Annotated in this window: 18 protein-coding genes; 13 read left to right on the top strand and 5 right to left on the bottom strand. The window is 73.0% G+C overall.

Annotated elements, in window-relative coordinates; translation table 11 throughout:
* The first annotated feature begins 3 nt into the window (after positions 1-3).
* Positions 4-546, top strand: coding sequence for an NUDIX hydrolase (locus tag ACH4EB_RS16955; RefSeq protein ID WP_398348285.1), 543 nt, complete (start codon positions 4-6; stop codon positions 544-546).
* 526 nt (positions 547-1,072) lie between these two features.
* Here ACH4EB_RS16955 and ACH4EB_RS16960 read toward each other — a convergent pair.
* On the bottom strand, positions 1,073-1,495 hold the full coding sequence (locus tag ACH4EB_RS16960; RefSeq protein WP_398348286.1) for a secondary thiamine-phosphate synthase enzyme YjbQ: 423 nt from the start codon (positions 1,493-1,495) through the stop codon (positions 1,073-1,075).
* 136 nt (positions 1,496-1,631) lie between these two features.
* On the opposite strand from ACH4EB_RS16960, the gene ACH4EB_RS16965 reads away from it, so the two are divergent.
* From ACH4EB_RS16965 to ACH4EB_RS16995, 7 genes are all read left to right on the top strand, one after another.
* Complete coding sequence (locus ACH4EB_RS16965; protein ID WP_398348535.1) at positions 1,632-1,715, top strand: putative leader peptide; 84 nt, start codon at positions 1,632-1,634, stop codon at positions 1,713-1,715.
* A gap of 345 nt (positions 1,716-2,060) precedes the next feature.
* Positions 2,061-2,942 carry an ABC transporter permease gene (locus ACH4EB_RS16970; protein ID WP_398348287.1) on the top strand — a complete coding sequence of 294 codons (882 nt, stop codon included), beginning with the start codon at positions 2,061-2,063 and terminating at the stop codon, positions 2,940-2,942.
* Between the two features lie 209 nt (positions 2,943-3,151).
* On the top strand, positions 3,152-3,847 hold the full coding sequence (locus ACH4EB_RS16975; RefSeq protein ID WP_398348536.1) for an ABC transporter ATP-binding protein: 696 nt from the start codon (positions 3,152-3,154) through the stop codon (positions 3,845-3,847).
* Positions 3,848-3,952: 105 nt separating this feature from the next.
* On the top strand, positions 3,953-5,065 hold the full coding sequence (locus ACH4EB_RS16980) for an ABC transporter substrate-binding protein (RefSeq protein ID WP_398348288.1): 1,113 nt from the start codon (positions 3,953-3,955) through the stop codon (positions 5,063-5,065).
* Positions 5,066-5,070: 5 nt separating this feature from the next.
* On the top strand, positions 5,071-6,276 hold the full coding sequence (locus ACH4EB_RS16985; RefSeq protein WP_398348290.1) for an LLM class flavin-dependent oxidoreductase: 1,206 nt from the start codon (positions 5,071-5,073) through the stop codon (positions 6,274-6,276).
* 53 nt (positions 6,277-6,329) lie between these two features.
* A complete protein-coding gene (locus ACH4EB_RS16990; RefSeq protein ID WP_398348291.1) occupies positions 6,330-7,415 on the top strand; it encodes an NAD(P)-binding domain-containing protein in 1,086 nt (361 codons plus the stop codon).
* A gap of 185 nt (positions 7,416-7,600) precedes the next feature.
* Complete coding sequence (locus ACH4EB_RS16995; RefSeq protein ID WP_398348292.1) at positions 7,601-10,837, top strand: ATP-binding protein; 3,237 nt, start codon at positions 7,601-7,603, stop codon at positions 10,835-10,837.
* 66 nt (positions 10,838-10,903) lie between these two features.
* Here ACH4EB_RS16995 and ACH4EB_RS17000 read toward each other — a convergent pair whose 3' ends face one another.
* Together ACH4EB_RS17000 and ACH4EB_RS17005 are read right to left on the bottom strand one after the other, a co-directional pair.
* Positions 10,904-12,487 (bottom strand): hypothetical protein, encoded by a 1,584-nt coding sequence (locus ACH4EB_RS17000; RefSeq protein ID WP_398348293.1) that lies wholly within the window; start codon positions 12,485-12,487, stop codon positions 10,904-10,906.
* A 340-nt stretch (positions 12,488-12,827) separates the two neighbouring features.
* Positions 12,828-14,435, bottom strand: a complete 1,608-nt coding sequence (locus ACH4EB_RS17005; protein ID WP_398348294.1) for an amidase — start codon at positions 14,433-14,435, stop codon at positions 12,828-12,830.
* A 152-nt stretch (positions 14,436-14,587) separates the two neighbouring features.
* Between ACH4EB_RS17005 and ACH4EB_RS17010 the strand changes: the two genes are divergently transcribed.
* Positions 14,588-15,931, top strand: a complete 1,344-nt coding sequence (locus tag ACH4EB_RS17010) for a glutamate--cysteine ligase (RefSeq protein WP_398348296.1) — start codon at positions 14,588-14,590, stop codon at positions 15,929-15,931.
* 57 nt (positions 15,932-15,988) lie between these two features.
* Here ACH4EB_RS17010 and ACH4EB_RS17015 read toward each other — a convergent pair whose 3' ends face one another.
* Complete coding sequence (locus ACH4EB_RS17015; RefSeq protein ID WP_398348297.1) at positions 15,989-16,672, bottom strand: hypothetical protein; 684 nt, start codon at positions 16,670-16,672, stop codon at positions 15,989-15,991.
* 337 nt (positions 16,673-17,009) lie between these two features.
* Here ACH4EB_RS17015 and ACH4EB_RS17020 point away from each other — a divergent pair, with 337 nt between their 5' ends.
* The 4 genes from ACH4EB_RS17020 to ACH4EB_RS17035 all read left to right on the top strand — a co-directional run bounded on the left by ACH4EB_RS17020 (position 17,010) and on the right by ACH4EB_RS17035 (position 20,926).
* Positions 17,010-17,747 carry a DUF4142 domain-containing protein gene (locus ACH4EB_RS17020; protein ID WP_398348298.1) on the top strand — a complete coding sequence of 246 codons (738 nt, stop codon included), beginning with the start codon at positions 17,010-17,012 and terminating at the stop codon, positions 17,745-17,747.
* 26 nt (positions 17,748-17,773) lie between these two features.
* Complete coding sequence (locus ACH4EB_RS17025) at positions 17,774-19,204, top strand: DUF1996 domain-containing protein (protein ID WP_398348299.1); 1,431 nt, start codon at positions 17,774-17,776, stop codon at positions 19,202-19,204.
* A gap of 17 nt (positions 19,205-19,221) precedes the next feature.
* Entirely contained in the window at positions 19,222-19,677 is a 456-nt protein-coding gene (locus tag ACH4EB_RS17030; protein WP_398348300.1) for a hypothetical protein, read from the top strand.
* Positions 19,678-19,882: 205 nt separating this feature from the next.
* The gene (locus ACH4EB_RS17035) at positions 19,883-20,926 is read left to right on the top strand and encodes a methyltransferase (RefSeq protein WP_398348302.1); all 1,044 of its coding nucleotides are present in this window, start codon (positions 19,883-19,885) and stop codon (positions 20,924-20,926) included.
* Positions 20,927-20,992: 66 nt separating this feature from the next.
* Here ACH4EB_RS17035 and ACH4EB_RS17040 read toward each other — a convergent pair whose 3' ends face one another.
* The gene (locus ACH4EB_RS17040; RefSeq protein WP_398348304.1) at positions 20,993-22,309 is read right to left on the bottom strand and encodes an MFS transporter; all 1,317 of its coding nucleotides are present in this window, start codon (positions 22,307-22,309) and stop codon (positions 20,993-20,995) included.
* Positions 22,310-22,389: the final 80 nt, after the last annotated feature.

Consider the following 22,389-nt stretch of genomic DNA (forward strand, 5'->3'; position numbering starts at 1 on the left):
GGGATGGAGGAAATCGTGGCCCTCTATGCCGAGGGGGATCTGAGCGGCCGTGTGGTCGGCTCGGCGCCCCGCAGCAGGGTACGCGCCGAGAACCTGCCGCACTGCGCGACGCAGGTGCTGCTGCGCGACACGGCGGGCCGGGTGTACGTACACCGCCGCACCGACACCAAGGACGTCTACCCGGGCATGCACGACGCCTGGGCCGGCGGCGTGGTGGCCGCCGGGGAGGATCCGGACGAGGCCGCCGAGCGGGAGGTGACGGAGGAACTCGGCGTCCGCGGCTGCCGGGTGCGCCCCTGCTTCCGCTACTGGTACGCCGACGCCGACACCAACTACCTGGCCTGCGTCTACGAGGCCGAGTACGCCCCGGACCGGCACGGCCCGGTGGTGCACCAGGCGAGCGAGGTCGCCGAGGGCTGGTGGATGTCCTGGGAGGAACTGACGGCACGCCTGTCCGACCCGGACTGGCCGTTCGTACCGGACGGACGGGCCGGGCTGGAGCGGTACACCCGGTACCTGGAGCAGCACCCGGCGCCGCGGGACTGACGGGGGACCGGCCTGGCACGATGTCCCGCAGTCACCACGCCGGGCCGTGCCGCTCGCGGTCGCGGGCGGCACGGTGCTCATCCGGTGCGCCGGGCACCACCTCGGTGATCCGGCCCATGACCGGCGGGACGAACCTCTACGCCGGCACCACCGAGGCGGGCCGCGCCACACCGTATGCCCGCCTGACGGCCACGTCCTATGCACCACTGATGCACGTCACCAGCAAGGACTTCGACCGGATCGACTACGGCGTAGGCCACGAAACGACCACACGTCCACGCGGCTGCCGCACCGTACCCCTACGCGGCCACCTGCTGCCGGTAACCGGGCGGCGGCGGAGGGACCGGGCGGGCCGGGCAGTATCGGATCGCCCGGCCGGTCCGGGGCTGCCGGCTGACGGTCGTGGACCGTGCCACCCGGCCGATCAGGTCCCACGGGCTGTCGTGGCCGTACGGATTCTCCGGCTGGGTTCTCCGACGCGTACACAGCGCAAGGAGAGTCGGTGGCGCACCCAGGACGGTCCTTGTCAGCCCAGGAAGCTCAGTCGAACCTCACGGTCGGGGTTGTCCCTGTTCGTGTCCACGAAGCACACCGACTGCCACGTCCCCAGTGCCAGGCGGCCGTCGACGACGGGCAGGGTGGCGTGTGGCGGGACGACGGCGGGGAGGACGTGGTCGCGGCCGTGGCCGCGGTAGCCGTGTTGGTGGCGCCAGCGGTCGTCGGCGGGCAGGAGGTCGCCGAGGGCGGCAAGCAGGTCGTCGTCGCTGCCGGCGCCGGTTTCGATGATGGCGATGCCGGCGGTGGCATGCGGGACGAAGACGTTGAGAAGACCGGAGGCGCCGTCGGCGACGTCGCGGAGGAAGGCGGCGCAGTCGTCGGTGATGTCGGCGACGGTTTCCTTGGTGCCGGTGGTCAGGTCCAGGGTCCGGGTCGTGAATGCGGTACTCATGGGTCCATTTTCGTACGGGTGGCGCTCTGATCCGTGCAGATACGCGTCCGCTGTAGGCGCAATGCCCCCGCAACAATGGTCCAGCGGGTGAGATGGTGTTTGACCCGCCGTCCGGGGCGCCGCTACGTTCTGCGGCATGTCTACGTCAGCTCGGCTCACCACGCGCGGTCACATCGACCTGCTGCGAGTGGCGTCCTCCGCGTGTCGCCGCGGTCGCTGATGGTGTCGCGCCGCTGACGCCGACGCCTCGTCGGCGTTCTCCATATCGCCGACGCCCTGCATGCCGCTGATCGAGCGGCGGTTTTTCTTGTGTTTTCCGGCGCCGGGGCCGCGTGGTTCGGCGTGTTCCTCATGCTCTTCGCGTTGATGTGTTCTTCGTGATTCCTTGCGCGTCTCTTTCCCTCCGTGCGTCTTCTCTCCAAGCGTCTTCTCTCCGTACGTCCCTCCGTACGTCCGGTTCGGTGCGGCCGTGGCGCGTACTGCGCTGCCGTACAGCCGTGCGGCCGTACAGCCGTGTGGCCGCGGCATGGGTGGGGCGTGCCGCTGCTCTTGAGTTGGAGTGTTCATGACTGTTGACCAGGCCGCGCCGCCGGGCGTCGCGCCGCCAAGCGTCGGGCGGCCGGTGGCCGGGGCACGTAGCGGCCCCGAACTCGTGCCCGTGATACCGGTGTCGGCCCGGCGCCGGAGCGCGCCGCGGTGGCTGCGCCGGGCCGTGGTGCCGGTGTTTCTGCTCGCGTTGTGGCAGGCACTGAGCGCGAGCGGAGTGCTGGAGAGCGACATTCTCGCCTCGCCGGGGACCATCGCGCAGACGGCGGGGACGCTGGTGTCCGACGGGACGTTGCCGTCGGCGATGTTCGTGTCGCTGCAACGCGTCGCCGTCGGGCTGGCCGTGGGGGTGGTCGCCGGTGTGGCTTTGGCTCTCACGTCCGGGCTGTCGCGGCTGGGCGAGGATCTCGTCGATCCCGTCGTACAGATGCTGCGGTCGGTGCCGTGGGTGGGTGTCATTCCACTGTTCATCATCTGGCTGGGCATCGGTGAGGCGCCGAAGATCGCGTTGATTGCGCTCGGCGTGGCTTTCCACCTGTATCTGAATGTGTATGCCGGGATTCGCGGGGTGGATGCGCAATTGGTGGAGGCCGGCAGTTCGTTGGGGCTCGGGCGCTGGGGGCTGGTCCGGCACGTCGTTCTGCCCGGTGCGTTGCCGGGCGCCATGACGGGGCTGCGTTATTCGCTCGCCACCGCCTGGCTGGCGCTGGTATTCGGCGAGCAGGTCAACGCCGACGACGGGCTCGGGTTTCTGATGAACCAGGCCAGAGAGTTCTTCCGTACCGATGTGATCGTGGTCTGCCTGGTGGTGTACGCGGCCCTCGGGCTGCTCGCCGACTTCATCGTCCGCACGCTCGAAAGGCTGCTGCTGCAATGGCGGCCGACGTTCACCGGCCAGTGACGAAGCAATGGCACGGCGGGATCCACGGCGAGTCCCGTGGCGGGATCCATGGCGGCATCGACGGCGGGGTTGACGGCGGAATCGATGGTGGGATTGGCGGTGAAGCGGTGACGGAATCACTGAAGGAATCAGTGAGGGAATCAGCGGCGGATCAGGGAGCGGAGCCGTACGGCGGCAAGGGTGAAGCCAAGGGGAACGCTGCCGTACGGGTGCGGGGGCTCCGGCGGGCCTTCGGTGGCCGGGCCGTCATCGAGGGGCTGCGGCTGGACGTGGTGCCGGGGGAGTTCGTCGCGCTGCTCGGGCGCAGCGGTTGCGGCAAGTCGACGCTGTTGCGGGTGCTGGCCGGGCTGGACCGGGAGGTCGAGGGCCGGGTGCTGGTGCCGCGGCGCAAGGCCGTCGCCTTCCAGGCGCCGCGGCTGATGCCGTGGAAGCGGGTGTGGCGCAATGTGCTGCTCGGGCTGCCGGGCAAGCCCGAACGCGGCGTGGCTGAAAGGGCGTTGGGAGAGGTGGGGCTGGGGCATCGGGCGGACGCGTGGCCGAAGACGCTGTCGGGGGGCGAGGCGCAGCGCGCTTCGCTGGCCCGCGCGCTGGTGCGGGAGCCCGACCTGCTGCTGTTGGACGAGCCGTTCGGCGCGCTGGACGCGCTGACGCGCATCAAGGCGCAGAAGCTGGTGGCCGATCTGTGGCAGGAGCGCGGCTGCGCGGTGCTGCTCGTCACGCATGACGTGGACGAGGCCCTGCTGCTGGCCGACCGTGCGCTGGTGATGGAGAACGGCGTGATCGCGTACGAGACCGAGATCGGTCTGCCCCGCCCGCGTGACATCACCAACCCCGGGTTCGCGGCCCTGCGCACCCGGTTGCTGGACCGCCTGGGCGTGCTGGGCGGGGAGGGAGCCGCCGTCTGAGTGCGGTCACCCGTTCCGTGGCTCACCTGCTCATCGTGTCTCCCGTCCCCCGTCCGGAAGCCAGGCCATCGACGCTGTTGCGTACGAGTACGAAACGGACCTCGCATGAACCCACGTAGTCGATCACGTCCACCGCACCCACCCGTCCCGCGCCGCCGCTCCCCCGCCACCCCGCTGCTCTCCCTCCTGCTCCTCCCCCTCCTCCTGTCCCTCGCCGCGTGCGGTGGGGCTTCCCGGGCGAGCGGTTCGGGCGGTGGGGGCGGGACCCCTGCCGGGACCGACGGCAAGGGCTCGGTGACCCTGAACGTCGGTGACCAGAAAGGCGGTTCCGAGACCGTACTGCGGGCCGCCGGGGAGCTGAAGGACCTCCCCTACCGCATTCGGTGGTCGACCTTCTCCTCCGGGCCGCCGCTGCTGGAGGCGGTCAACGCCGGGGCCGTGGATGTCGGCGGGGTCGGCAACACGCCGCCCGTCTTCGCCGCGGCGGCGAACTCGAAGTTCAAGGTGATCGCGGCGACGCACGGCTCGGCCGCGGGTGAGGCGGTCCTGGTGAAGAAGGACTCGCCGATCACCCGGCCGGCGCAGCTCAAGGGGAAGTCGATCGCGGTGGCGCAGGGCAGTTCCGCGCATTACCAGATCATCGCTTCCCTGAAGAAGGCCGGGCTGACGCCGAAGGACGTGACGCTGAACCGCCTCCAGCCGGCCGACGCGCTGGCCGCGTTCAGCCGCGGCAGGGTGGATGCCTGGGCGGTGTGGGACCCGTACACCTCGCAGGCCCTCGCCCAGACGGACGCCCGAATCCTGACCACCGGTGAAGGGGTCGTCAACGGCCTCAGTTTCCAGGTTGCCGCACCCGCCGCCCTGGAGGACGGGAAGAAGTCGGCGGCGCTGAAGGACTACCTGGACCGACTGCGGCGTGCGCAGGACTGGGTGTACCGGCATCCGGACGTCTGGGCGAAGGCGTGGGCCGAGGAGACCGGCCTGCCCCGGGACGTGGCGCTGGCGGCGGCCGAACGGACGCGGGCCACGGCGGTGACGGTGGCTCTGGACCGGCCCGCCGTCGCCTCCGAGCAGCAGATCGCCGACACCTTCGCGGCGCTCGGGCTGATCCCCGGCCGCTTCGACTTCTCGTCCTTCGTCGACACCCGTTTCAACGGCAGCCTGCCGCCTTCGAGCACGGCGCCGCGTACCCATGGCTCTCCAGGAAAGGCCGGCTGAACACCGTGACCGTACATCTTCATTGGTTCCTGCCGACCGGCGGCGACGGGCGCACCCTCGTCGACCGGCACGCGTACACCGACGGCGGCGTCCGGCGCGACCGCATCACCCCGGTCAGCGGCGTGCGGGCGCCGGACATCGGCTATCTGGCGCAGATCGCCAGGGCCGCCGAGCACCTGGGCTTCGAGGCGGTCCTCACGCCGACGGGGACGTGGTGCGAGGACGCCTGGCTGACCACGACGGCCCTCACCCAGGTCACCGACCGGCTGAAGTTCCTGGTGGCCTTCCGGCCCGGGGTGATCTCGCCGGTGCTGGCGGCGCAGATGGCCGCCACGTACCAGCGGATCTCCGGCGGCCGACTGCTGCTGAACGTGGTGACCGGCGGGGACTCCACCGAGCAGCGGCGCTTCGGTGACGCGCTGGACCACGACCGGCGATATGCCCGTACGGATGAGTTTCTCCAGGTGGTACGGGGCGTGTGGGGCGGCGCCCCGTTCGACTTCCACGGCGAGCACTATCAGGTGGAGGGCGGCCTGACCGCGCTGCCGCCGGACCCGCTCCCGGAGATCTTCTTCGGCGGTTCGTCGGCGGCCGCCGGGCCGGTCGCCGCCCGTAACGTCGATGTGTACCTCACCTGGGGCGAGCCTCCCGAGCAGGTCAAGCAGAAGATCGACTGGATCGCGGGCCTCGCCGCTCGGGAAGGCCGTACGGTCCGTTTCGGCATCCGGCTGCACACCGTCTCGCGCGACTCCGCGAAGGAGGCGTGGGCCACGGCGGACCGGCTGCTCGGCGATCTGGACCCGGACACCGTGGCCGCCGCGCAGCAGGCGCTGGGCAGGAGCGAGTCGGTGGGCCAGCAGCGGATGCTGGCGCTGCACGGCGGCTCGCGCGACAAGCTGGAGATCTCCCCGAACCTGTGGGCCGGGGTGGGCCTGGTGCGCGGCGGTGCGGGAACGGCGCTGGTCGGCAGCCATGCGGAGGTGGCCGATCGGATCGAGGAGTACCACTCTCTGGGCATCGAGCACTTCGTGCTGTCCGGCTACCCGCATCTGGAGGAGGCGTACTGGTTCGGTGAGGGCGTACGGCCCGAGCTGGCCGCCCGGGGGCTGCTGCCTGCCGGGCCCTCCCCCCTGTCCGGCGTTCCGGCGGCCAACGGGCGCCCGGCCTCCGCGCCGGGCGGGGCGCCGCTGCTGGTCGCCGGAGGCCGCTGAGGGGCGCCGCCGAGGGCAGGAAGATTCCGGCCCTCACCCTGGTTGGTAGAAGCATGAACCATATCGGGGTGCGGGAGACCGAGGTCGTGGTGGCCGGGGCCGGGCAGGCCGGTCTGGCCGCCGCCTTCCACCTGCGGCGGGCGGGATACGAGCCGGACCGGGACTTCGTCGTGCTGGACCACGCGCCGCGGCCGGGCGGCGCGTGGCAGTTCCGCTGGCCCACCCTGACGTACGCGAAGGTCCACGGCCTGCACGCGCTGCCCGGCATGGAGCTGACCGGCGCCGATCCGGACCGGCCGTCCGCCGAGGTGATCGGCGCGTACTTCGGCACCTACGAGCGCACCTTCGGGCTGCGGGTGCACCGGCCGGTGGATGTCCGGGCGGTACGTGACGGCGCGGCCGGGCGGCTCCTGCTGGAGACGTCGGAAGGGACGTACGCCGCCCGGGCCCTGGTGAACGCGACCGGCACCTGGGACCGGCCCTTCTGGCCGCGCTTCCCCGGGCAGGAGGTCTTCCGCGGCCGGCAACTGCACAGCTCCGCGTACCGCGGGCCGCAGGACTTCGCGGGGCAGCGCGTGCTCGTCGTCGGTGGCGGGACTTCGGCCGTCCAGCAGTTGCTGGAGATCGCCGAGGTCGCCGCCGCGACGACCTGGGTGACACGCCGCCCGCCGCTCTTCCGCGAGGGCCCGTTCGACGAACAGCAGGGCCGGGCCGCCGTCGCGCGCGTCGAGGAACGGGTCCGGGCGGGGCTGCCGCCGCAGAGCGTGGTCTCCGTGACGGGACTGCCGATGACCGAGACGATGCGACAGGCGCGCGAACGCGGCGTGCTGGAGCGACTGCCGCTGTTCGACCGCCTCACCGGGACCGGCGCGATCTGGTCCGACGGCCGCAGCGTCGAGGCGGACACGATCCTGTACGCCACCGGCTTCCGCGCCGCCATCGACCACCTGGCGCCCCTCAAGCTGCGCGAGCCCGGCGGCGGCATCCGCCTGGACGGAACGCGCGCCGTCCGGGACCCCCGTATCCACCTCGTCGGCTACGGCCCCTCCGCCAGCACCATCGGGGCCAACCGCGCCGGACGCGCCGCCGTACGCGACATCAAGCAGCTCCTGGGAACCGAGCGGGTGCCGGCTGCCTGACGCGCCGGAATCGCTGCGACGGCAGGCCCTCGGCCGCGCCGGCGGAGGCCGCACCGGCGGTGGCCGCACCGGCTCGTGTGCGCGTGCACCCGGGAAGGTGACTTCGGCGCGTATCGCCACGCAACCTCCCGGCCTGCGGCTATCAAGGCAGCGGAGCCACACGCTGTGATGACTGGCATGCGGGCGTGCCGCGCGCCCACGCCCGGGAGGACGAACGCATGGAGAGCGCGCTGATCGGGCGGGAGCACAGCGTACGGATGCTGCGGTCCCGCCTGGAGCGGGCGCGTACCAGTCACGGCGGGCTGGTGCTGGTCACGGGCGAGGCGGGCATCGGCAAGACGTCCCTGGTGCGCGGCGTGGTGGACGGGGCGCGGGAGCGCGGCGACACGCTGGTGGTGCACGGGGCCTGCTGGGACTCCGACGGCACGCCCGGTTTCTGGCCGTGGACGCAGGCCGTGCGGAGTGTGCGGCATGGCGTGACCGCCGGGGAGTGGGAGGAGGCGGTGACGGCGGCCGGTGGTGCCCTCTCCGTTCTGCTGGGCGAGGGCACGGGCGCCGGGGACGCGCTGCGCTTCGAGCTGTTCGACGCGGTGACGACGCTGCTGACCGTCGTGTCGCGGAACCGTCCGGTGACCGTGGTGCTGGAGGATCTGCACTGGGCGGACGCCGCGTCGCTGAGTCTGCTGGAATTCACGGCGCAGCACGCCTGGTTCGAGCGGCTGCTCGTGATCGGGACGTACCGCGACGTGGAGGTGCAGCGGCCCGACCACCCCCTGCGGCCGTTGCTGCCGCGACTGGCGGCGAAGGCCACCACGCTCGCGTTGACGGGCCTGACCCCGCCGCAGGTCGAGGAGCTGGTGACCCGTACGTCCGGCACCCGGCCCGACGCCGCCACGGCCGCCTCGGTGTACGAACGCACCGGCGGCAACCCGTACTTCGTGGAGGAGACGGCCCGCCTGTGGTCCGCCGGCCGGTCCGCCGCCGACGACCGGCCCGTGACCGCCGGTCAGTCCCTGGTCGCCGTCGCGCCCGGCGTCCGCGCCGTGGTGCACCGGCGGCTGTCGCTGCTCGGCGACCCCACCGTACGGCTGCTGGAGGCGGCCGCCGTGCTGGGCCGCCGCTTCGAGCGGGCAACGCTGGCCCGCACGGCCGGGTCGCCGGAACACCTCGCCGCCGGGCCGCTCGCGGAGGCCGCCGCGGCCGGGCTGCTGGAACCGTCGGCGGCCGACGCGTACGTCTTCACCCACGACCTCGTACGGGAGACGCTGTACGACGGGCTGGCGGAGGACCGGCGCCGCCACCTCCACGCCGCCGCCGTACGTGCCGTGCGGGACACGGCCGGCGCCGGAGACCGCGCGCGGCCCACCGACCTCGCCCGGCACGCCTACTTCGCCGGCCCCGAACTCGACGCCGGTGAGGCGGTGGACCTTCTGGTGGCCGCGGCCCGGCACGCGGTCAGCAGGCTGGCGAGCGAGGAGGCGGTCGGGCACTACCGGCGCGCGCTGGAACGGCTCGGGACCGGCGATCCGCGCCGCCACGTACGGCTCGCCCTCGACCTCGGCGCCGAACTCCAGCTCCTCGGCGAGCACGAACGCTCCTGGCTGGTGTACGAGGACGCCGCCACGCTGGCGTCCGGCACGGGCGACGCCGAGCTGGTGGGCCGTGTGGCGCTCACGCTGCACCACGCGGACGGCCGGGGCGACACGACGGGACTCAAGTCCCGGGCGCTGCGTGCGGCACACCGCGTACTGGTTCCCGGGCCTCGCCGCACAGCCGGGGAACCGGCCGTACCCGACGCGGGCCCGGTCGAGGAGGTGGCCCGCCGTGTCGTGGCGGCCGCCCGCGCCGCCGGGGACGACGATGCCCTGCACCTGGGTCTGTGGGCGCGCCTGCACGCGGTGTGGGGGCCGCGCACGGCGGCGCAGCGGGTCCATGTCGCCGGGGAACTGATGGAGGTGTCCCGCCGCCGGGCCGACGTCTGGATGGAGCATCTGGCGGCGTCCATGCGCTGGGTCGCCCTGCTCGAACTGGACGACCCCGGCTTTCTGCGGCAGTTCTACGCCATGGTGGCCGGCGCGGACGCCTGCGGGCTGCCCCGGACCAGGATGATCTCGGTCATCGACCGCAGCGTCGTGTACGCGTTCATGGGCCGCTTCCCCGAGGCCGGCGACCTGCTCGCCCAGACGCTGGCCCTCAGCGGCACCCACGCCAACTACTACCAGTACTTCATCGGCCACCACCGCTGGGCGCTGGCCCTCCTCCAGGGCCGCTTCCCGGAAGCGGAACAGGCCCATCGCGCGATGCCCGGACAGGACCACCTGTACGCCCAACTCCTGGCGAGCATCACCGCATGTGAACAGGACACCGCCGCGATCGGCCCGGTGCCTTGGCCCGGGGACGGCCCGCCGGACGACAGCGTGCTGGAACGCGCCATCGCCCCGCTACGGGTCCGGCTGCGGGCGCAGAGCGCGGCCGCGTCCCGGGACCCGGCGTGCTGCGCACAGGCACGCGCCGCCTTGGAGCCCTACCGGGGCCAGTGGCTGGTCTCGCTGTTCGGGTGGGACATCAGCGGCCCGGCGGCCCTGTGGACGGGCCTGCTGCACGCTGCCGAGGAACGGTGGGAGGCGGCGGTACGGGACCTCGACGCCGCCCGGCGGTCCGCCGACCGGCTCCACGGCCGCCCCTGGTCGGTTCGCGCCCGTACGGAACTGGCCCGCGCGCTCCTCGCCCGCGCGGGCCGCGACGACGAGGACCGGGCCACCGCGCTCCTGCGCGACGCCGAGGCCGAGGCCCGCGAACTGGGCATGACACACTTCGCCGACCGGGCGCGCAGCCTCCGCCCCGCCCCCGCCCCTCGCGCGCACGCCGCGCCACCCGAGCGGGAATTCGTACGCAACGGGGCCGTGTGGCGGCTCCGTTACGCGGGCCGCACCGCCCACGTGCCCGACGCCAAAGGACTGGCAGACCTGCACACGCTGCTCGCCCGCCCCGGCCAGGACGTCCCGGCCACCCGCCTGCTGTGCCCGGACAGCGCGCCCCTGGCCGCGGCGGCGGGCGCCCTCGGAAGCGACGCGGTCCTGGACGATGAGGCGAAGGCCCGTTACCGGCGGCGCCTGGACAGGCTCGACGAGGAGATCGACAGGGCGGTCTGCCGCGGCGACGACCGCACCGCCGCGCAGTACGACCATGAGCGGCAAGCCCTCCTCACCGAGCTCCGTACCGCCGCCGGCCTCGCCGGCCGCCCCCGCCGCCTGGGCGACGAGACCGACCGCGCCCGCAAGAACGTGACGGCCCGCATCCGCGACACCTTGCGCCGCCTGACGGAACACCACCCCGAACTCGCGGCCCACCTGCGGGCCACCGTGTCCACCGGCGCGATGTGCCGCTACGCACCGGACCACGACGCGCGCTGGCACCTGTGAAAACGCCGTACGGCCGCCCCGCGCCCCCGTGTGCGCGGGGTGACCGTACGGCTGTGTGGCCGGCGTCTACGCCGATGTGGGGGTGGGGGTCCGGGTGGTTTCGGCGGCGGTCTCGGGAGGTTCGTCGGCCAGGCTGCCTTCCATGTCGGCCCAGGTGTCGTTCCAGGCGTGCCCTTGCTCGGGTCCGCGCTGCCAGGTGTGGGTGACGCGGCCGTTGGGGTCACGCCCGAAGACCGAGAGGGAGCCGTGGGGGTTGAGGACCACGGCCGGGTCGTGGGTGAGGCGGCCGTGGAGGGGGGTCCAGGCGGACCACGGCCCGCCCGTACCCGTCTGCCAGCGATGATGCAGGCCATCGTCGGCGCCGCGCGCGAACAGCACCATCCCACCATCACGCCCCACAAGAACGGTGGGACGGCCGCGCACCGAGCCCTCCATGTCCACCCAGGTGTCATTCCAGGCATAACCCTGCTCGGCACCGCGCTGCCAGGTGTGCGTGACCCGGCCGCCCGGGTCACGGGCGAAGACCGACAGCGCGCCGTTCGGGCTCAGCACGACCGCCGGGTCACTCGCCGGCCGGCCGTGGAGGGGTGTCCAGGCCGACCACGGCCCGCCCGTACCCGTCTGCCAGCGATGATGCAGGCCATCGTCGGCGCCGCGCGCGAACAGCACCATCCCACCATCACGCCCCACAAGAACGGTGGGACGGCCGCGCACCGAGCCCTCCATGTCCACCCAGGTGTCATTCCAGGCATAACCCTGCTCGGCACCGCGCTGCCAGGTGTGCGTGACCCGGCCGCCCGGGTCACGGGCGAAGACCGACAGCGCGCCGTTCGGGCTCAGCACGACCGCCGGGTCACTCGCCGGCCGGCCGCCCAGCGTCACCCAATCCGGCGCCCACTCCCCCGCCTCCGACTGCCAGGTGTGCCACAGGGCACCGTCGTCACCCCGTACGAAGACGACGAGCCTGCCGTAACGGCCCACCAGAGCCCAGGGGCGGCCCACCGCACGCCGCGCGGGCCGCCCCAGCGGAATCCAGGCCGACCAGGCGCCACCGGGAGCGTTCTGCCAGCGGTGGATGACCCCGCCGGACGGGTCGACCCCGAAGACGACCATCCCGGAGCCGGTGTCCACCACCGACGGAATCCCCACGCTCACCCGGGGGTTCGGCCGGGGCGCCGCACCCGTCCACCAGCTCGTCTCCTTACGGGCACCGGGCCAGGAGAAGCTGAAGTGGATGTGGTTGGTGTGGGGATTGCTGCCCCGGTACGGCTGCCAGCCGGCGTCGGGACGGTTCGCCATCCAGATACGGCGGTTCCAGATCATGTACATGATGCCGAAGCGGCGGACCAGCGCGTGCGGGTTGCCGTGCCGGTCGGTGGCGTGCAGCCAGTTGATCAGGTCGTCGGCGAGGTGGGCCTGGCCGTTGACCTCGACACCCCAGTCCCAGGCCCGGCCTTCCTTGTGCTCGCTCTGACCGCCGCTGCCGCAGGACCGGCTGATGCCCAGGTCCCGCGTGCCCGCGTAGGCGGCCAGCACCAGGTCGCGGAAGCCGGCGACGCCGGGTTTGGCCGTGGGGTCGCAGTCGCGCTGCGGGTCGTACGGTGCGTAGGGGTCGATGCGCGGGCCGAAGTCGGGTGTGGTCGGTGCCATGGGCGCTCCCCGGGCCTGGCCGCCTCCCCGTGAAGCGGCTCTGCCCTTGAGGCGCGTGATGCGAACTGGCAGATGCCAGACGCGATCACGCGGCCTCGGGGGGCATGGCACTGGGGCCGGACTCGCGTAGGCCGGGGACTGGAGGGTGCGGTGGCTTGGCAGGGCTTCCCAGGGTGTCTCGGTCGGACCTGCTGTCGCCGTTAGGTGAGCGTTAGCCGCCCGTTAGGTCGTCGGCATCAGCGGGTTAGCGTCCCGCCCCCACCGGGTGCCCGGGGCGAGGCGGCCGTCACCGCCCGGGCCGGTGCGCACGGGCGGTCGTGGTCGGGGGCCGGCGAGGCGGCTATCGGGTGTCGCCCAGTGTCGGCAAGTAGCGCGGTGCCCGCCACGCGTCCAGGCGGCGTTCCACCGCGGCCCCCACCGCCAGCAGCTCGGCGTCCTGGTGGTTTCCGGCGGTGAGGAGCAGACCGACGGGCAGTTCGCGCACCGTTCCGGCGGGGACGGAGAGCGAGGGGTAGCCGGCCACGGCCGCGGGGGTGGAGGACGGGATCACGTCGTTGTCGCCCCGCGCGCAGTCGGTCGTCCACGCGGGCGGGTTCGTCGGCGCGGCGATGGCGTCCAGGCGGTGGGCGGCCAGCGTCTCGTCGATGGACCGCCGCGAGAGGTCCTTCAGTTCGGCGCGCATGGCCCGGTACTTCGGGTCGGTGGTGGGGGGCGCGGTGCGGGCCTGCTCGAACAGTTCCTGACCGGCGAAGCAGGTGCGTTCGGCCGGGTGGGTGCGGTTGAACTCGATGAGTTCGGCGAGGTCGCGCGGCCCCTCGCGGGTGGCGAGGTACGCGTCGATGTCCCGGTGGAACTCGCTGAGCAGCGCCGGGAATTCGAGTTCGGCGAGCCGCTTCTGGTACGGGGGCGTCACCTCGACGACCTCGGCCCCGGCCTTGCGCAGCTTCGCCGCCGCACGGGACATCACGGCGTCCACCTCCGCGCCGAGCGAGGGAAGCCGCCACAGGCCGATCCGCTTGCCGCGCAGTGCGCCGGGCTGCCGCTGCGCCACCTCCGCGAGTGCGCGGGTGGCGTCCTCGCGGCGCTCGCCGGCCCCGCCGCCGATCACGGAGAGGGTGAGCGCGGCGTCGGTGACGTTGCGTGCCATGGGCCCCGCGGCGTCCTGCTCGGCGGAGATCGGCACCACGCCGGACCCGCTGACCAGGCCGAGGCTGGGTTTGTGCCCGACCACGCCGTTCATCCCGGCCGGGCACACGATGGAGCCGTCCGTCTCGGTGCCGATCGCCACCTGCGCCAGCGACGCGGCGAGCGCGGCGGCCGAACCGGAGGACGAGCCGCACGGGTTGCGGTCCAGGACGTACGGATTGTGGGTCTGGCCGCCGACCGCCGACCAGCCGGACGTCGGTTTGGTCGAGCGGAAGTTCGCCCACTCCGAGAGGTTCGTCTTGCCCAGGATCACCGCGCCCGCCTTCCGGAGCCGCGTGACGAGGGTGGCGTCGGTGGCCGGCGGGCTGCCGGCCAGGGCCAGCGAGCCTGCCGTGGTGGGCATGTCGCGGGTGTTCACATTGTCCTTGAGCAGGACGGGGATGCCGTCCAGCGGGCCGAGGGTGACGCCGCGCCGGTGTCTGGCGTCGCTGGCGGCCGCCTGGCGCAGGGCCGTGGGGTCGGTGCGCAGGACCGCGTTGACCGTGGGATCGACGGTCTCGATCCGGCGCAGGTAGGCCCGGGTCAGCGCCGAGGCGGTCAGTGACCCGTTCGCCATCCGGGTCTGCAACTCCGGGATCGTCACGGTGTCGAGGTCGATGCCCGGCACCGGGGACGACCCGGCGAACGGCGGCGGACCGCCCGCTCCGGGCTCGGCGGCTTCGGCGCGTGGATTCGGTATGCCCGTGGCCAGGGAACCGGTGGCCAGAACGGCGATCAGTGTGGCAATGCTCCGCTTCACCATGGAGGACAGCGGACTACACGGGGCACTCACGGCGCAAGAGCGGAGCCTCGCGTGGCAACGGGCCGGCGCGGCGCCCGCCATGCCCGGGCCGCGGCCGAAACCGCACCGCTGCGGCACCGGGCGCGGCTGCGCCACGTGACAGCATGGTCACCATGGGCACAGAGCCGGATGACGCGAGACCAGCCGAAGACCGCGCCGGTGTCTCCCGCGAGCGGGGCCGCGCCGCGGGGCCGGCCGGGCCGACCGTGGGGGTCGAGGAGGAGTACCTGCTGGTCGATCCGGTGAGCCGGGAGCCTGTGCCGTACGGGCCGGAGGTGGCGGCCCAGGCGGCGTCCGCCTCCGGGCTCGGCGACCGGTTCGGCACCGAACTGACGCGTCACCAGGTGGAGGCACGTACCGAACCGCACGCCACGGTCGGGGAACTCGGCGAGCAGATCCGCTCGCTGCGGGCCGCCGCCGCCCGCGCCGCCGGGCGGCGGGGCCTGTGCATCGTCTCCAGCGGGTCCCCGGTCCTCGGGCGGCCCGACCCGCCGCCCTTCTCCCGGAGCGCGCGGTACGACCGGAGCGTGGCGACGTTCCGGGCGCTCGACGACGAGCAGGCCATCTGCGGCTGCCATGTCCACATCGGCATCCCGGACCGGGCCCGGGCCCTCCAGGTCGGCAACCATCTGCGCTGCTGGCTGCCGTCCCTCGTCGCGCTGACGGCCAACTCCCCGTACTGGCAGGGCGGGGACACCGGTTATGCCAGTTGGCGCACGATGGCCTGGGCCCGCTGGCCGGCCGCCGGGCCGCCGCCCTACATCGAGTCGCCCGCCCACTTCGACGACGTGGTCGGCCGCCTCATCGACACCGGCGCCATCATGGACCGTGGCGGTCTGTACTGGGACATCAGGCCCTCCAGCCATGTGCCGACGCTGGAGATCCGCGCCGCCGACGCCGTCCCCACCGCCGACGAGACCGCGCTGCTCGCCGCGGTCGTCAAGGCGTCGGCCGCGACAGCCCTGGCGGCCGTCGACGCCGGGGAGCCGGCCCCGCGTCCGGGGCCGGAGATCCTGCGTGCGGCCTGCTGGCGGGCCGCACGGGACGGCCTGGCGGGCCAGAGCGTCGATCTGCCCTCCAGCCGCCTGGTGCCCGCCGTCACCCGCCTCGAACAACTGCTCTCCTGGATCCGTCCCGCCCTGCACCACCACGGCGACCTGGAGTTCGTCCGCACGGCGTGGGCACGGCTGCGCGCCGGCGGCAGCGGCGCCGACCGGCAGCGCGCCGCCTACCGGAGCCGTGCCGCCCTGCCGGACGTCGTCGATCACCTCATCGCCACCACCACACCGGCCAACGCCGGGCCGTCCCCGTTCGCGGCCCGGCCGCGAACGGGGAGCATCGGAAGGGGCGTGGTCGACGGCGTCACGGCCCACCCGGACGGTGACGGTCGTCCGCCGGCACCCACGGCCTCCCGCCACGAGCGAGGAGAGCGGACGCCGTGCCAGGGCGAGCCGTGAGCGTCCCGGACGGGCTGCGGGGCCCGCCCCCGGCCGGCGGTCAGGAGCCGCGGCGCGTCACTGGTGGACGTCGAGCGTCGTACGGGCCGGGCGGAGGGCGTGGGTCGGGTGCGGCAGCCGGACGTCCGCCGTGCCGGTGCCCTCGAAGAGCCGCTCGCCCGCCTTGACCGGCGCGGCGCCGAAGGCGCTCTTGAAGGACGCGGCGCCCTGGCTGGTCAGGGTGAAGGTGACGCGCGCCGTGACCTTGCCGGCGCCGACCCGGACGTTCTTGCGGTCCAGGGTGAACGCCAGGAACGCCGCCCTGGCGGGCCGGGCGCCCCGGACGTCCCCGGAGACCCGCCCGGTGGCGAAGTCCGCCTTCAGGTGGTTGACCCGCAGATAGCGGCCGCCGCGGGTGAACTCGAAGCCGCCGTCGAAGTGCAGCTCGCCCTTGGACAGACTTCGGTTGAAGGTGCCGCCGGTGATCGGCGCGGTGACGCACCGCCGGTCACGGGGGCCGGTCAGCCGGGCCGGGCGGACGGCGTTCAGCCGTACGTGCGCCCTGGCGAGCGCGCGGCCGGCCTCCGGCGCCAGGCAGAAGTCGCCGCTGCCCTTGCCCACCCGGGTCAGGTCCCCCTGGGGTGCGGGCACCGGGCGCGGGCTGTCCGGGGTGGCGGCCACTGAGAGACCGCCGCCCAGTGGCGCGGTGAGGGCGAGCGCGGTCACACAGGCCGTGGTCAGCAGGCGGCGCGGTGCGGACATGGGGACGTCTCCTTCACGTACGGCTGCCGGTCGGTCGCGGCTGACCGGCAGCGTTGCTGTGTTTGCTGAAGGTATTGACGCTCCGCTGCCGGTGGTGACGCTCGCGCCGCCAAATCACCCGATCGCCGACATTCAGCGGCGTGTCGCCCTGGGCTTCACGGGCCGCGAGGGCGTAAAGGGATACGGGTCGGCACCCCCGTGCCGACCGGCGCGGCCCGGCACCCTAGCAAGCGGAGGGCGCCGTGGCGGTTCTTTGTCCGGTTGGCGCCAACACGGCGGAGGCGGCCCGGCGCCGCAATAGCGTCCCCTTTCCCGTCCCCCGGAAAAGGAGGGCTCTGTGCGCAGTGTCGGACGGCGGCATTCGGTGATCGGCGGTGTCCGGTCGCGGTTCTCGGTGGGAACCGGGCTGGTCATCGCCGGACTTTCCCTCACGGCGGTGGCCATTTTGCTGCCGGTGCAGTTGTTCGCGGGCAGCGGCAGCGCCGCGGACGGTCCCGCTCCCGCCGCGCAGGACGACGGGCTCGGAGTGTGGAACACACCGTCGGGCCCGCTGTCACCGCTCGACCGGGAATTCGTCAGAAAGGTACGGCAGGCCGGGCTGTGGGAACTTCCCGCGGGCCGGCAGGCATGGCAACGCGGAAAACGGCAGGCCGTCCGGCACGCGGGGCGGCACTTGACGGAAGGGCACACCGATCTCAACCAGCGCGCTGCCGACGCGGCCCGCACGCTGGCCATCACCCTCCCCGGGCAGCCGACTCCCGAACAGCGGGGGTGGCTCGCCCAGCTCGACGCGGCCGAAGGGGACGCCTATGAGCGGCTGTTCGCGAATCTGGCGCGCCGCGCACACGGCAAGGTGTTCTCCCTTGTCGCCCAAGTACGGGCGAATACCCGTAATTCCGTGATCCGGGACCTGGCCACCCGTGCCAATACCGTCGTCCTCGATCACATCACGGCCCTCGAACAGACCGGACTGGTCGACTTCGGTGCACTCGACGGCGGGCCGGTGCCCGGCGGGTCCGGCACGGCTACGGTGGCGCCGCCCGCCCAGCAGGACCGCGTTCCGCACGACCGGTGAACCGCGAAGTGAAGCGAAGTGATGACATGAAACGGCAGCAGCACATACCGGCGCGTCCGCACCCTCCGCACCCTCCGCACAAGAGGACACGCCTGTCGAAGCGGAGCGGAGCGCTGATCGTCACGGCGCTGGCCGCGTGCGGCGGTACGGCGGTGATCGCCGCCCAGGCGCTGGCGGGCACCGGTGGAGCCGGTGGCGGGGACGCCGCGGCAGGGGGAGCGGCGGGCGGGACAGCGGGCGCGGCGTCCGGCCGCACGATCAGTTGCCCGGACGTGGGGCAGCACCTGCGCAGCCTCCCGGCGGAAGCGGCCCCCGAGGTGAATCGCAACCTCGGGCGGCTGGAGGCCCAGACCGCCCGGGCGTTCCAGCGCTGGTCGGCCGATCCCGGTACGCGGGGCCGGGTGCTGAGCGCGCTGGAGCGGGACCGCAGGGCCACCATCGGGCGCATCACGGACGCCCTGCGCCAGGCGGGCGGAAGCCCCGGGGCGCTCGACCGGCTGAGCGCGTGCCGGACGACGGCGAAGACCGTCGCCGCGCCGAACGCCCCCCGTGGCTCGCGGGACGGAAGCAGCGCGGACAACGGCCCGTTCCGCGACGACTTCGTCGACATCACCACCGTACGGCCGAATACCCCGGGCGGGGGAAACCAGAGCGGACAGGGCGGTTCCTTCCGCTCGGAATGCGGGCGCAACGAGAACGGCCACAACAATCCGGACAACCTGATCGTGGCGCCGGGCGTGCGCAACGGAGCCCACCACCTGCACGATTACGTCGGCAATCTGGAGACGGACGCCTTCGCCTCCGACAACGAACTGGCCGCGGCGGGCACGACCTGCGGCAACGGCGACCGGTCCACCTATTACTGGCCGGTGCTGCGGCTGCGGGACAACGGACGGGAGCGTGACGCCGACGCGCCCGGCGGCGGGCAGGACGGCAATGTGGGCACGATTCTGCGTCCCGCCGAGGTGTCCTTGACGTTCGACGCGAACGGGACGGAAAAGGTGACCGCCATGCCGCCTTTCCTGCGCAGTCTCACCGGTGACGCGAAAGCGCTGACGAATGGCCCGGCCCAGGCCAAGGCTTCGTGGAGCTGCACCGGATTCGAGGACCGGCAGGTGCGGGACAAGTACCCGATCTGCCCGCGGGGCAGCGATGTCGTCCGTTCGCTGGTATTTCCCAGTTGCTGGGACGGACGCAACATCGACAGCGCCAATCACCGTACGCACATGGTCTTCCCGGACGGGAACGGGCGGTGCCGCAACGGTTTCCGGGCCGTTCCCCGGCTGGTACAGCGGCTGACCTACACCATCGCGCCGAACACGCTGTACGCGGTGGACAGTTTCCCCGACCAGTTGCACAACCCGGTGACGGATCACGGCGACTTCATCAACCTGATGCCGCGGCGCCTGATGCGTACAGCCGTGGAATGCATCAATTCCGGCCGCGACTGCCGGTGAAAGGGGGAACGTACGGCATGAGGCTTCCGTCCGGACCGGCGCTGCCCCTGCTGGCGGCGGGCGGCCTGTCCTGCGCCATCGTCGTGACCGGCCATGTGAACGGCGGTCCGGCGCCGGCCGCCCGGCACCCCGCGCACGCCGCCCCCTCCCCCGGCGCGGCCGCCACGCCCGGCCCGCCGGCGTCCATGGCACGCATCGCCGCCGCCCTCGGCTGCCGCGCCGACGTCATCATCGACGCCCAGGAACTGCGGGAAGGCGGCTGCACCACCGGCGCCGGCGTCTTCCGCATCCTGACCTTCAGCAGCGACGCCAAGAAACGCGCCTGGCTCACCGAGGCCAAGGCGTACGGGGGCACCTACCTCGTCGGCACCCGCTGGTCGGTCACCGGCCCTTCCCGGAGCGCGCTGGCGCCACTCCAGGCCACTCTGGGCGGCGCCGTCGAGTCGGGTGGCGGACACGGCCACGCGCCCTGACGCGGCCGCTCTCCCGACGCGGCTCCTGCTCTGACACGGCCGGAAGACGGGCACCGTTCCGCGGTGCCCGTCTTCCGTGTGTGACAGCCTCCCGGCGGTGGTAGTGATCACGGGCGCGGACGTATGTTCGCGTCCGTAAACCTTCGTGCGATCCCCGTACGTCCCCGTATCACCCCCGTTTCGATCCGACCGCTGGAGGCATTCCATGGCATCCCCGCACCCCGTCGCGCCGACTGCGTCCCCGCTGCCGCTGATGCAGTTAGCCACCGGGTTCTGGGCGTTCAAGACGCTGGCCACCGCCGACGAGCTGGGCCTGTTCGGCCTGCTCGACCGGCTGGGTGGCGGCACGGTCGAGGAGTGCGCCGAGGAACTGGAGATCGGCGTACGGCCGGCGGGGATGCTGCTGACCGGCTGCGCGGCGCTGGACCTGCTCAAGCGCCGGGGGGACGGCCGCTTCGTCAACTCGCCGCTGGCCGACGCGTATCTGGTGCCGGGCCGCCCGTACCGCTTCAGCGGCTGGCTGCGGATGCTGGACCAGCGGCTGTATCCCGGCTGGGGCCGGCTCGACGAGGCCGTGCGCACCAACCGGCCCACCACCTGGGACCCCGACAAGCAGCCGCACCTGTTCGACACCGAGGACCCGGGGCTGCTGTCCGTCTTCTGGGAGGCGATGCACGCGCTGTCGTCGTGGACCGCGCAGCGGCTCGGCGAGGTGGTGGACCTGACCGCCGGGGCGCGGCTGCTGGACGTGGGCGGCGGCTCCGGCGCGTACGCCATCGAGCTGTGCCGGCGGCACCCGGGGCTGAAGGCGACGGTGTACGACTTGCCGAAGGTGTGCCCGGTCGCGGAACGCAACATCGCCGACGCCGGGCTCGACGACCGGATCGGCACCCACCCCGGCGACTTCCTCGCCGAGCCCGATCTGCCCGGCGGGCACGACATCATCGTGCTGTCGATGATCCTGCACGACTGGGACGAGGACACCAACCGCATGCTGCTGGACAAGTGCTGTGCGGCGCTGTCGCCCGGCGGGACGCTGGTGATCAGCGAGCTGATGGTCGACGACGATCTGACCGGGCCCGCCCCGGCCGCCCTGATGAGCCTGAACATGCTGGTCGAGACCGAGGGCGGCCGCAACTACACGGCGGCGGAGTACGGCTCCTGGCTGACCGACGCCGGGTTCACCGAGATCCGCAAGGTGCCGTTCGAGGCGCCCGGCGCCAACGCGGCGATCGTCGCCCGCAAGTGACGCTCCGGGGGTGACGCGGTGTGCGGGCCGTTCGCGGTGAGCGCACGGCCCGTGCGCACGCCCCTCTCAGGTGTCCAGCTTCTGCTTGGCGGTCTCCGGCAGGGTCAGGTAGACGACGAAGGAGACCAGGCAGAGGGCGGACACGTACCAGGGGAACAGATCCGGGTGCCCGGCCTGCTTGAACCAGGTGCCCACGTACGGCGCGGTGCCGCCGAAGAGGGCCACGGTCAGCGAGTACGGAAAGCCGATGCCCGCGGCGCGTACACGTGCCGGGAAGACCTCGGCGTTCACGGCGGCGGCCACCGCGGTGTACCCGGTCAGCAGCACCATGCCCGCGCACTGCACCAGCAGCAGCGACCAGAACGCGTCGGTCACCAGGTGCAGCAGCGGTACGGCGAGCACCGCGAAGCCCAGCGCGAAGCCGAGCAGCAGCGGCTTGCGGCCGACGCGGTCCGACAGGAGCCCGCCGAGCGGCTGGAGCAGCGCGAAGAACAGCAGCGACAGGGTGCCGGCGGTGAGCGCCTCGCTCTTGTCGAAGCCCGCGTTGACCTGCGCGTACGTGGGCAGGTAGGTGGTCCAGGTGTAGTACGCGAGGGTGCCGCCGGCGGTGATGCCGCAGATCAGCAGGGACTGGCGCGGGTGACGGCGCAGCGCCTCGAAGAGGCCGGGCCGGGCGGCGGCGCGCTGCTCCTCGCTGCGCGTCTCGCGGGCCCCGCTGCGGATCCACAGGCCGAGCAGGCTGAACACCGCGCCGAGCAGGAAGACCACGCGCCAGCCCCACTGCCCCATCTGACCGTCGGTCAGCACGCTCGCCAGCAGGGCGGCGGTGCCGGACGCCAGCAGTTGGCCGGCAGTGGTGGAGACGTACTGGAAGCTGGAGAACAGCCCGCGCCGGCCGGGCCCGGCCGACTCCACGAGGAAGGTTGTGGACGCGGCGAACTCACCGCCCACGGAGAGCCCCTGCACCAGCCGGGCGACGACCAGCACGACCGGCGCGAACACGCCGGCGGCCGCGTAGGTGGGGGTGACCGCGACGAGCAGGCTGCCGCCGCCCATCAGGAGGATGGTCAGGGTCAGCGCGGTCCGGCGGCCCCGGCGGTCGGCGACGGCGCCCATCAGCAGTCCGCCGACCGGGCGCATGAAGAAGCCCACCGCGAACACCGCGAAGGTGGACAGCAGCGGCACCAGCGAGTTGCCGGTGCCCCGGGGGAAGACCCGGTCGGCGATGTAGACGGCCAGAAAGGAGTACGCGTACCAGTCGTACCACTCCACGGCGTTGCCGACCGATGCCGCGGCGAGCTGCCGCGCCTGCGACACCTTCCGCGGCGCGCCGTCCGGTGCCCCCGCCTCCGTCACGTCCTCGGCCTGTTCCGCACGTGTCATGGTCCTCCGCTCCGGGTCCTTCTCCTTCGCCCGCCACTGGGGCAGGATGAGCCGACAGGTGATCATGTACCGGTGAGGCG

This window comes from Streptomyces sp. NPDC018045, from assembly GCF_044327445.1.
Classification (GTDB): domain Bacteria; phylum Actinomycetota; class Actinomycetes; order Streptomycetales; family Streptomycetaceae; genus Streptomyces.

Bases quoted from the DNA above. Each gene is read 5' to 3' on its own strand.
- ACH4EB_RS17000 (WP_398348293.1), bottom strand. From the start codon at position 12,487: ATGGCACCGACCACACCCGACTTCGGCCCGCGCATCGACCCCTACGCA.
- ACH4EB_RS17010 (WP_398348296.1), top strand. From the start codon at position 14,588: ATGGGCACAGAGCCGGATGACGCGAGACCAGCCGAAGACCGCGCCGGT.
- ACH4EB_RS16965 (WP_398348535.1), top strand. From the start codon at position 1,632: ATGTCTACGTCAGCTCGGCTCACCACGCGCGGTCACATCGACCTGCTG.
- ACH4EB_RS17025 (WP_398348299.1), top strand. From the start codon at position 17,774: ATGAAACGGCAGCAGCACATACCGGCGCGTCCGCACCCTCCGCACCCT.
- ACH4EB_RS17035 (WP_398348302.1), top strand. From the start codon at position 19,883: ATGGCATCCCCGCACCCCGTCGCGCCGACTGCGTCCCCGCTGCCGCTG.
- ACH4EB_RS17015 (WP_398348297.1), bottom strand. From the start codon at position 16,672: ATGTCCGCACCGCGCCGCCTGCTGACCACGGCCTGTGTGACCGCGCTC.
- ACH4EB_RS16990 (WP_398348291.1), top strand. From the start codon at position 6,330: ATGAACCATATCGGGGTGCGGGAGACCGAGGTCGTGGTGGCCGGGGCC.
- ACH4EB_RS16980 (WP_398348288.1), top strand. From the start codon at position 3,953: ATGAACCCACGTAGTCGATCACGTCCACCGCACCCACCCGTCCCGCGC.
- ACH4EB_RS17030 (WP_398348300.1), top strand. From the start codon at position 19,222: ATGAGGCTTCCGTCCGGACCGGCGCTGCCCCTGCTGGCGGCGGGCGGC.
- ACH4EB_RS17040 (WP_398348304.1), bottom strand. From the start codon at position 22,309: ATGACACGTGCGGAACAGGCCGAGGACGTGACGGAGGCGGGGGCACCG.
- ACH4EB_RS16960 (WP_398348286.1), bottom strand. From the start codon at position 1,495: ATGAGTACCGCATTCACGACCCGGACCCTGGACCTGACCACCGGCACC.
- ACH4EB_RS16955 (WP_398348285.1), top strand. From the start codon at position 4: ATGGAGGAAATCGTGGCCCTCTATGCCGAGGGGGATCTGAGCGGCCGT.
- ACH4EB_RS17005 (WP_398348294.1), bottom strand. From the start codon at position 14,435: ATGGTGAAGCGGAGCATTGCCACACTGATCGCCGTTCTGGCCACCGGT.
- ACH4EB_RS16970 (WP_398348287.1), top strand. From the start codon at position 2,061: ATGACTGTTGACCAGGCCGCGCCGCCGGGCGTCGCGCCGCCAAGCGTC.